This window comes from Mycobacterium sp. 1274761.0, from assembly GCF_001668615.1.
Lineage (GTDB): Bacteria > Actinomycetota > Actinomycetes > Mycobacteriales > Mycobacteriaceae > Mycobacterium.
The window spans coordinates 65,690-75,169 of sequence record NZ_LZMC01000025.1 but is presented as its reverse complement, the minus strand read 5'-3'; the positions used below and the strand labels follow the sequence as shown (position 1 = coordinate 75,169).

The 9,480-nt window shown below is 67.6% G+C and carries 7 protein-coding genes; 4 read left to right on the top strand and 3 right to left on the bottom strand.

Going from position 1 to position 9,480, the window contains the following annotated elements; genetic code table 11:
• Both A5651_RS04425 and A5651_RS04420 read right to left on the bottom strand, forming a co-directional pair.
• Positions 1-538: TrkA family potassium uptake protein (locus A5651_RS04425; protein ID WP_066975936.1), on the bottom strand; the 538-nt coding region annotated here is incomplete at its 3' end.
• Positions 538-1,212 carry a TrkA family potassium uptake protein gene (locus A5651_RS04420; RefSeq protein WP_082943583.1) on the bottom strand — a complete coding sequence of 225 codons (675 nt, stop codon included), beginning with the start codon at positions 1,210-1,212 and terminating at the stop codon, positions 538-540. The genes A5651_RS04425 and A5651_RS04420, both read right to left, overlap by 1 nt.
• Positions 1,213-1,311: 99 nt before the next feature.
• On the opposite strand from A5651_RS04420, the gene A5651_RS04415 reads away from it, so the two are divergent.
• The 4 genes from A5651_RS04415 to dxs all read left to right on the top strand — a co-directional run bounded on the left by A5651_RS04415 (position 1,312) and on the right by dxs (position 7,844).
• Positions 1,312-3,309 carry an APC family permease gene (locus tag A5651_RS04415; protein WP_066975935.1) on the top strand — a complete coding sequence of 666 codons (1,998 nt, stop codon included), beginning with the start codon at positions 1,312-1,314 and terminating at the stop codon, positions 3,307-3,309.
• Positions 3,306-4,505 (top strand): class I SAM-dependent RNA methyltransferase, encoded by a 1,200-nt coding sequence (locus A5651_RS04410; RefSeq protein WP_066975933.1) that lies wholly within the window; start codon positions 3,306-3,308, stop codon positions 4,503-4,505. Before A5651_RS04415 ends, A5651_RS04410 begins: the two co-directional genes overlap by 4 nt.
• Before the next feature lie 117 nt (positions 4,506-4,622).
• On the top strand, positions 4,623-5,903 hold the full coding sequence (gene nhaA / locus A5651_RS04405; RefSeq protein ID WP_066975931.1) for a Na+/H+ antiporter NhaA: 1,281 nt from the start codon (positions 4,623-4,625) through the stop codon (positions 5,901-5,903).
• A 27-nt stretch (positions 5,904-5,930) separates the two neighbouring features.
• On the top strand, positions 5,931-7,844 hold the full coding sequence (gene dxs / locus A5651_RS04400) for a 1-deoxy-D-xylulose-5-phosphate synthase (protein WP_066975929.1): 1,914 nt from the start codon (positions 5,931-5,933) through the stop codon (positions 7,842-7,844).
• On the opposite strand, the gene A5651_RS04395 is transcribed toward dxs, so the two are convergent.
• The gene (locus A5651_RS04395; protein WP_066975927.1) at positions 7,825-9,474 is read right to left on the bottom strand and encodes an alkaline phosphatase D family protein; all 1,650 of its coding nucleotides are present in this window, start codon (positions 9,472-9,474) and stop codon (positions 7,825-7,827) included. The two genes, dxs and A5651_RS04395, sit on opposite strands and share 20 nt — an antisense overlap.
• Positions 9,475-9,480 lie beyond the last annotated feature (6 nt).

Genomic DNA, 9,480 nt, shown 5'->3' with positions numbered 1-9,480 from the left:
GGTTACGATCCTGCGCGGCGTCACGGGGGAGTTGCAGCTTGCGCAGGGGCCTGCCGCCCCACGGCGTGTCCACCGGCAGGGTGATCTCGATCAGGTTGGCCTGGCCGGTGCGGAACTCCATCAAGTGCACCAGGTCGCCGACGGCCACGGCTTCCTCCACCAACGACGCCAGCATCCGCGGCGTCGACACAGCGACGTCGACGCCCCACGCCTCGTCGAACAGCCACTCGTTGCGGGGGTCGTTGGCGCGGGCCACCACCCGCGGCACCGCGAACTCCGTCTTGGCGAGCAGGCTGACCACGACGTTGACTTTGTCGTCGCCGGTGGCGGCGATCACCACGTCGAAATCCTCGAGGTGAACCGACTCCAGCAGGCTCAGCTCGCAGGCGTCGCCCAGGCGCCAGTGCGCGGCGGGGATGGCGTCGACGTCGATGTGGTCGGGGTTGCGCTCGAGCAGCGTGATCTCGTGGCCGTTCTCGACGAGCTCGCGCGCGATGGATCGGCCGACCGCCCCCGCACCGGCAATCGCGACTTTCACTAGGCGCCCTCGCTGTCTTCGCTCGGCGGCAGCGCGGCGATGGCCAGCGCCTCGGCGATATGGCCGGCGATCGCCGCCACATACACCTGGTCGCCCGCCTGGATCACCGTCTTCTGGTCCGGCAGAAGCCCACTACCGAACCGGATGATGAACGCCACCCGCCCGCCGGTGGCGGCTTCCAGATCGGTCATCCGCCTGCCCACCCACCCCTCGTGCAGGGCCAGCTCGGCCACGCCGACGTTACCCGACGGGTCGCGCCATTTCGTGGTCTCGGTTTCGCGGGTCAGCACGTTGAGCAGCCGGTCGGTGGTCCACGGCACGGTCGCGACGGTCGGGATGCCCAACCGCTCGTATACCTTGGCGCGCTTGGCGTCGTAGATGCGCGCGACCACGCGCTCGACGCCGAACGTCTCACGGGCCACCCGGGCGGAGATGATGTTCGAGTTGTCGCCCGAGGACACCGCGGCGAACGCCGACGCCTCCTCGATGCCCGCGCGCAGCAACACGTCGCGGTCGAAGCCCATGCCCAGGACGCGTTCACCGGGGAACTCGGGGCTCAGCCGGTTGAACGCCGTGCTGTCACGGTCGATGACGGCGACATCATGACCGATCCGGGCCAAGCCGTCGGCCAGCGAGGCGCCGACGCGGCCGCACCCCATCACCACTACTCGCACCTTTTGCGGTCCTTTCGGCTGCAGCTCGAAAATGCCGTCTGTCAATCTGCGCAGTGGGAACGCTACAGCCAAACTGGTCTGCGCTTACTCTTGGCTCTCGTGTCCAAGCTTTCGACCGCCGCGCGGCGGTTGGTCCTCGGCAGACCCTTCCGCAGCGACCGCCTCTCCCACACGCTTTTACCGAAGCGGATCGCGCTGCCGGTCTTTGCATCAGACGCGCTGTCGTCGGTCGCCTACGCCCCCGAGGAAATCTTCCTGGTGCTGTCGGTGGCCGGCCTCAGCGCGGTGTCGATGGCGCCGTGGATCGGAGTGGCCGTCGGCTTCGTGATGTTGGTGGTGATCGCCAGCTACCGGCAGAACGTGCACGCCTACCCGTCGGGCGGCGGCGACTACGAGGTGGTCACCACCAATCTCGGGCCGACGGCCGGGCTCACGGTGGCCAGCGCACTGCTGGTGGACTATGTGCTCACGGTTGCGGTGTCCATGGCCTCGGCGATGTCGAACGTCGGCTCCGCGGTGCCGTTCATCAACCAGCACAAGGTGTGGTTCGCCGTCGTGGCCATCCTGATCCTCGCCTCGGCGAACCTGCGCGGCATCCGCGAGTCCGGCACCGCGTTCGCGATTCCCACCTACGCGTTCATGATCGGCATGTACATCATGCTGGCGTGGGGGCTGTTCCAGATCAATGTGCTCGGCACCCCGTTGCGGGCCGAGTCGGCCGGTTTCGAGCTGCATTCCGAGCACGGCGACGTCCTCGGGTTCGCGATGATCTTTTTGGTAGCGCGTGCTTTTTCCTCAGGGTGTGCGGCGCTCACCGGTGTCGAGGCCATCAGCAACGGGGTGCCCGCGTTCCGGAAGCCCAAGTCCCGCAACGCCGCAACCACACTGCTGCTGCTCGGCGGCATCGCCGTGTCGCTGTTTCTGGGCATCATCCTGCTGGCCAAGCAGACCGGTGTGAAGATCGCCGAGAAACCGGAACAGCAGCTGATCGGCGCCCCGGCGGACTACCACCAGAAGACGATGATCGCCCAGCTCGCCGACGCCGTCTTCCATGATTTCCCGCTGGGCCTCTACCTGATCGCCGGTGTCACCGCGCTCATCCTGGTGCTCGCCGCCAACACCGCATTCAACGGCTTCCCGGTGCTGGGTTCCATTCTGGCGCAAGACAATTACCTGCCGCGCCAGCTGCACACCCGCGGTGACCGGTTGGCGTTCTCCAACGGCATCCTGTTTCTAGCGTTCGCGGCGATCGCGTTCATCGTGGCGTTCCAGGCCCAGGTGACGGCGTTGATCCAGCTCTACATCGTCGGTGTGTTCGTGTCGTTCACGCTCAGCCAGATCGGCATGGTCCGGCATTGGACCCGGTTGCTCGCGGTGGAAAACGATCCGGCGGTGCGCGCCGGGATGCAGCGCTCGCGGATCATCAACACGATCGGGTTGATCTGCACCGGGACGGTTCTGGTCATCGTCGTCGTCACCAAGTTCGTCGCGGGGGCGTGGATCGCGATCCTCGCGATGACATTGTTGTTCGTGCTCATGAAGGCGATCCACCGGCACTACAACACCGTGGCCCGCGAACTGGAACGCCAACAGGCCGCGGAGGACGGCGGCATCGTCCTGCCCAGCCGTAATCACGCCATCGTGCTGGTGTCCAAGCTGCACCTGCCGACCTTGCGCGCGTTGGCCTATGCGCGGGCCACCCGGCCCGACGAACTCGAGGCCATCACCGTCAGCGTCGACGACGCCGAGACGCGGGCCCTGGTGCGCAAGTGGGAGGACAGCGATATCTCGGTGCCGCTCAAGGTGATCGCTTCGCCTTACCGGGAGATCACCCGCCCCGTCCTGGACTATGTGAAGCGGATCAGCAAGGAATCGCCGCGCACGGTCGTGACGGTGTTCATTCCCGAATATGTCGTAGGCCATTGGTGGGAACAGCTGCTGCACAACCAGAGCGCGCTGCGGCTGAAGGGCCGTCTGTTGTTCATGCCGAACGTGATGGTGACGTCGGTGCCGTGGCAGCTCACATCGTCGGAACGGCTCAAGACCTTGCAGCCGCAGTTCGCGCCGGGCGACGCCCGCCGAGGCTTCCTGGATTGACCGACGAACTCACGCTGACCGCAGGGCCGCCGGCCAACGGCGGAAGCTGCGTCGCCCGACACGAAGGACGGGTGGTGTTCGTGCGGTACGCGCTGCCGGGGGAGCGGGTGCGCGTGCGGGTGGTCGCCGAGCGCGGATCCTATTGGCACGCCGACGTTGTCGAGGTGCTCGAGCCCTCACCCGACCGCATCGGTTCGCTATGCCCCATCGCCGGAGTGGACGGGGCGGGCTGCTGTGACCTGTCGTTCGCCGCGCCCGAGGCCGCGCGCCGGATCAAGGGCGCCGTCGTCGCCAACCAATTGGCGAAGCTGGGCGGGTACCACTGGCGCGACGAGGACGACGCATCCGCCGAACCGATCGGCGACGGCGCCGCGACGGGCTGGCGCACCAGGATTCGGCTCGACACAGCCGACGACGGCAGCGTCGGCTTCCACCGCTACCACAGCGCCGACGTCGTCAGCGATCTGCGATGCGGACAACTCCCCGAGCACGCGCTCGACGGTCTGGCAGAACGGCGGTGGCCGCCGGGGGCACATCTGCACATCGCCCTCGACGACGACGGCCAACGCCATGTCGTGCAGGCCGGCCCGCGCTCTAAGGGCCGCCCGACGACCCGGGTCGTCGAGGGCGCCTACGAGGCCACGCAGCGGATCGGCGGGCGCGTGTGGCGCGTGCCCGTGACCGCGTTCTGGCAGGCCCATCGCGACGCTGCCGCCGTCTACAGCGGGCTGGTCGCCCATTGGGCACAGCTGAGTGCCGGCATGACGGCGTGGGATCTGTACGGCGGGGCGGGCATCTTCGCCGCCGTCCTCGGCGAGGCCGTCGGAGACGGCGGGCGGGTGCTGACCGTCGACACGTCGCGCGCCGCCTCGCGGGCCGCGCGTACCGCGCTGGCGGACCTGGCCGCCGTGTCGGTCGTCAACGACTCGGTGCGCCGAGCCCTCACCGCCGAGCCGCAACGGGCCGACGTGGCGGTGCTCGACCCGCCGCGCTCCGGCGCGGGCCGCGAGGTCATCGACCTGCTGGCCGGCGTCGAGGTGCCGCGAATCCTTCATATCGGCTGTGAGGCAGCATCATTCGCCCGTGATGTCGGTCTATATCTGCGACACGGCTACCGCATCGAGGAGCTGCGGGTGTTCGACTCGTTCCCGCTGACCCACCACATCGAGTGTGTGGCAGTTCTCCACCGGGGGTGAGACCGCGAGACCGAGCCGGCGCACGCCCTGAGCGCAGAGTCAATGTCCGCGATACCCTGACCCGAAGGTGTGCCGGGAAGTCTGGTCGGCGTCGCTGAACGCTGACCAAGGAGATCGATGCCCGGACCCCGTCTGCTGGCCCGCGGTTCCTGGCCGGAAGCCAATCGCCTGGCCGACGTACTCCGCAGGGAAACCGTCGGCGGTGTACTGCTGTTGGCCGCCGCGGGTGCCGCCTTGATCTGGGCGAATTCGCCATGGTCGGCGACGTATCACACGATCGCGGGCTTCAAGGTCGGCATCGAAGCGCTGCACCTGCAGCTCCCGGTCTCGGCGTGGGCCGCCGACGGGCTTCTGGCGATCTTCTTCTTCGTGGTGGGACTCGAGCTCAAGCGTGAGTTCGTGGCCGGCGATCTTCGTGATCCCCGACGCGCTGCGCTGCCGATCGCCGCTGCTGTCGGCGGAATGATCGCTCCTGCCGCGATCTACGTCGCCATCAACCTCGTCGCGGGCCGTCCGGAGAATCTCGCCGGTTGGGCGGTGCCGATCGCCACCGACATCGCGTTTGCCTTGGCCGTGCTGGCTGTGCTGTCGACGCACTTGCCGACGGCGCTGCGCACGTTCCTCCTGACGCTGGCTGTGGTCGACGACCTGTTGGCGATCACGATCATCGCAGTCTTCTTCACCGATCACCTGTCACTGGGCCCGCTCGCGTTGGCGTTGATCCCGATCGCTCTGTTCGGCCTGGCGGTGCAGCGCGGCATCAACCACTGGTGGCTGCTGGTGCCCCTGGGCGTGGCCGCCTGGGCACTGGTGCACGCAAGCGGTGTGCACGCCACCGTCGCCGGCGTGTTGCTGGGCTTCACCGTGCCGGTGCTCGGCCGGTTGGGTACACCGACCGCTGAGCTGTTCGAGTGCAGGATCCGCCCGTTTTCCGCAGGGTTCGCGGTTCCGGTGTTCGCGTTCTTCGCCGCCGGCGTGACCTTCGGAGGCTGGTCGGGGTTGGGCGCGTCGCTGACCCATCCGGTCACCGACGGTGTGATCGCCGGACTCGTCGTCGGCAAACCAGTCGGCGTGTTCCTCACCGCGTTCCTGTTGGCGAAGTTCACGCACGCGAGCCTTGATGAGGACCTCGCCTGGCGTGATGTGTTCGGCGTGGCCCTGCTGGCGGGCATCGGCTTCACCGTGTCGCTGTTGATCGGGGAACTCGCCTTCGGCCACGGCACCGCTGCCGGAGACGGTGTCAAGATCGGCGTGCTGACCGGGTCGGTCGTCGCGGCTGTATTGGCCACCACGGTTTTGCTGAGCCGCAACGCCGTCTACCGGCGCATACACGTCTTGGAGACCCTCGACGTCGACCACGACGGTGTGCCCGATGTCTACCAGTCTCAACGCGACTGACTGTGCCGCCGTGCGTACACTGGCGGAATGCTTGAACAGATCCGCGGCCCCGCTGATCTGCAGCACCTGACCCAATCTCAGCTGGGTGATCTGGCTGATGAGATCCGACAATTCCTGATCCACAAGGTCGCTGCAACCGGCGGGCACCTGGGCCCCAACCTGGGTGTCGTCGAGCTCACGCTCGCGCTGCACCGGGTGTTCGACTCGCCGCACGATCCGATCATCTTCGACACCGGCCACCAGTCCTATGTGCACAAGATGCTGACCGGCCGCTGCCACGAATTCGACACGCTGCGCAAGAAGGGTGGGCTGTCCGGCTATCCGTCGCGCGCTGAAAGCGACCACGACTGGGTCGAGTCCAGCCACGCCAGCTCTGCGCTGTCCTACGCCGACGGGCTGGCGAAGGCCTTCGAGCTGACCGGTCACCGCAACCGGCACGTGGTCGCCGTCGTCGGAGACGGCGCGCTCACCGGAGGCATGTGCTGGGAGGCGCTAAACAACATCGCCGCGGCGCGACGGCCCGTGGTGATCGTCGTCAACGACAACGGCCGCAGCTACGCGCCGACGATCGGCGGCTTCGCCGACCACCTGGCCGCGCTGCGGTTGCAGCCCGGCTACGAGAAACTCCTCGAGGAGGGCCGCAAGGCGGTCCGCGGCGTGCCCGTCATCGGCGAGTTCTGCTACCAGTGCATGCACAGCATTAAGGCCGGCATCAAGGACGCGATCGCCCCGCAGGTGATGTTCACCGATCTCGGTCTGAAGTACGTCGGCCCCATCGACGGGCACGACGAGCATGCCGTCGAGGTGGCGCTGCGCAACGCCCGCGGCTTCAACGCGCCGGTGATCGTGCACGTCGTCACCCGCAAGGGCATGGGCTACGGGCCCGCCGAGGCCGACGAGGCCGATCAGATGCACGCATGCGGCGTCATCGACCCGCACACGGGGCTCGCGACGACGGTGCCGGGCCCTGGCTGGACGTCGACGTTCTCCGAGGCGCTGATCAAGTTCGCCACCAAACGCCGTGACATCGTCGCGATCACCGCGGCCATGCCCGGCCCGACGGGCCTGACCGCGTTCGGCAAGAAGTTTCCGGACCGGCTGTTCGACGTCGGCATCGCCGAGCAGCACGCCATGACGTCGGCGGCCGGCCTGGCGATGGGTGGCCTACACCCGGTGGTCGCGATCTACTCGACGTTCCTCAACCGGGCGTTCGACCAGATCATGATGGATGTCGCGCTGCACAAGCTGCCGGTGACCCTGGTGCTCGACCGCTCCGGCGTCACGGGCCCCGACGGCGCCAGTCACAACGGCATGTGGGACCTGTCGATGCTGAACATCGTGCCAGGCATGCGGGTCGCCGCACCACGCGACGCCGCGCGCCTCTACGAGGAACTCGGTGAGGCGCTGAAGGTCAGCGACGGGCCGACCGCGCTGAGGTTCCCGAAAGGCGATGTCGGCGAAGACATTCCGGCGATCGAGCGGCGCGACGGGATCGACATTCTCGCCGTGCCCACCGAAGGGCTGTCCAATGATGTGCTGCTGGTGGCCGTCGGACCGTTCGCCTCGATGGCGAAGTCGGTCGCCGAGCGGCTGCGCAATCAGGGCATCGGCGTGACCGTGGTGGACCCGCGTTGGGTGCTGCCCGTTCCCCAGGCGATCGTCGGCCTGGCGAAGGCACACAAGCTAGTGGTCACGGTGGAGGACAACGGCGTTCGCGGCGGTGTCGGGTCCGCGGTCTCGGCCGCGCTGCGCCGCGCTGAGGTCGACGTGCCGTGCCGAGACGTGGGGCTGCCGCAGGAGTTTCAGGACCACGCCTCACGCGGTGAGGTGCTGGCCGAGGTCGGCTTGACCGATCAGGTCATCGCGCGCCAGATCACCGGATGGGTGGCCGCATTGGGTAGTGCGGTGTCCGAGCACGAGGTCAGCCAACAGCTCGACTGAGCGAAACCCGCCCGACTTCCTCGAGCGTCGTAGGCGTGAGCGGCTGTTCGAAGTACACCTGCGCTCTGCGGGCGTCGATTTCGACGGTGGCGATCGTGTTGCCGAACAGTGGACCGCAGACATCGGTCCACGTCAGCGGCGGTGACGGCACTCCACGCCTGCGCACCCACCAGCGGACGACGGCGGCGGCCGGCCGGGTCCAGCCCAGCCGAAACGCCGGCTTGATGAACGCCGGCACGTAGTTGTGCACCGGCGAGCACACCAGCTGATGCACGGTCGCCCCGCCGGGCGAGACGCCGTCGAGGACCGCGCGGGCGGCGTAGCTGTGATGGACGTCGCCCGACAACACGCTGATCGTCGACGGGCCGTCGGGGGAGTCGGCGATCCGCGCGATCATCTCGCCCAGCCGCACGAACGATTTGTAGAACGCCGGCCAGTGCTCGAAATCGCCTGTCTGGCGCAGCTTTTCGGCAATCTTGCCGCGCCGCCCGGGGCGGTCGGCCGCGCGTTCGTTGAGTGTCTCAAGGTCGCTGATGGCCGGCGGCATCAGCCATGGCACCGACGAGGCGAGCAGCAGATGGTCGAACATCTCCGGGTTCTCCTCGGCGGTGGACTCCAACCAGCGGAACTCCTTCTCGCCGATCATCATTCGCTGGCCGGACTCCAGGATGCGACCATTGCGCGAGTCGATCATGATCAGCCGGGTGCGGCCAAGGTCCCAGCGGTAGCTGAACCGGATGCCCTTCGCGGAGTCGACCTCGCGGTCGGCCCGTTCGGCGAGTTCGGCGAGGAGCGGCCAGGTATCACCTTCCGCGGTGATGAGCTTCTCGTAGTCCTCGTTGGCCGCCAGCTCCGCGGGGCTCAAGTTGCCCAGGTGCTGATACACCCAATAGGACGCCAGCCCGGCCCGGATCCGATCCGGCCACCACGACACGTTCGTCATCTGCGCACGCCACTGTCCGGAGGTGTTCCAGTCATCGCGGATGTCGTGGTCGTCGAAGATCATCGCAGTCGGCACGGTTGACATCAGCCAACGGATCTCAGGATCACCCCACGAGTGGCCGTAGAGCCGGGCGTACTCGGCGAAGCTGACCACCTCGTCGGGCGGCCGGTCGCCGTGCCTGTTGCGGCGGCGTTTGCCGACGCGGTGCTGCTCATCCGGGGGCAGCTCGTCGGCGTAGAGCTGGTCTCCCAGCAGGATCAACGCATCGGGCCACTCGGCAATCGGGCGGCAGGCCATCCTGGCGGCGTAGGAATCCAGCGCGTCGTGTTTCAGCCGTTTCTCCAGCTTCGCGACATCGGTTTTGGGATATCGGCATGACCCGAAAATGGCGCGCAGACGCTGCGAGCTCGCGGCTCCGCGGGTGCGGATGACGCTGGCCGGAAAGGACGAGAATGGTTCGGTCCCGAGCGGCCAGACGGTCTCCCCGTCGATCCTCACCTGGTATTCGGTGACGCTGCCCGGGCTCAGCCCCGTCACCTTGATGAGGGCGAAGTGGTGGCCGGTCACCTCGAACGTCCGTGCACTGCTACCGAGAACCTCGACGCTGCAGGCGTTTTCGGTCTGCACCCAGATCAGCGCGGTGGTATCGGAGACGTGTCGCAGCGCCGGTCCGAGCAGCAATCCCATCGGATC

Coding starts and splice junctions, on each gene's coding strand:
- nhaA (WP_066975931.1), top strand. CDS start 4,623: ATGCCCGGACCCCGTCTGCTGGCCCGCGGTTCCTGGCCGGAAGCCAAT.
- dxs (WP_066975929.1), top strand. CDS start 5,931: ATGCTTGAACAGATCCGCGGCCCCGCTGATCTGCAGCACCTGACCCAA.
- A5651_RS04395 (WP_066975927.1), bottom strand. CDS start 9,474: ATGGGATTGCTGCTCGGACCGGCGCTGCGACACGTCTCCGATACCACC.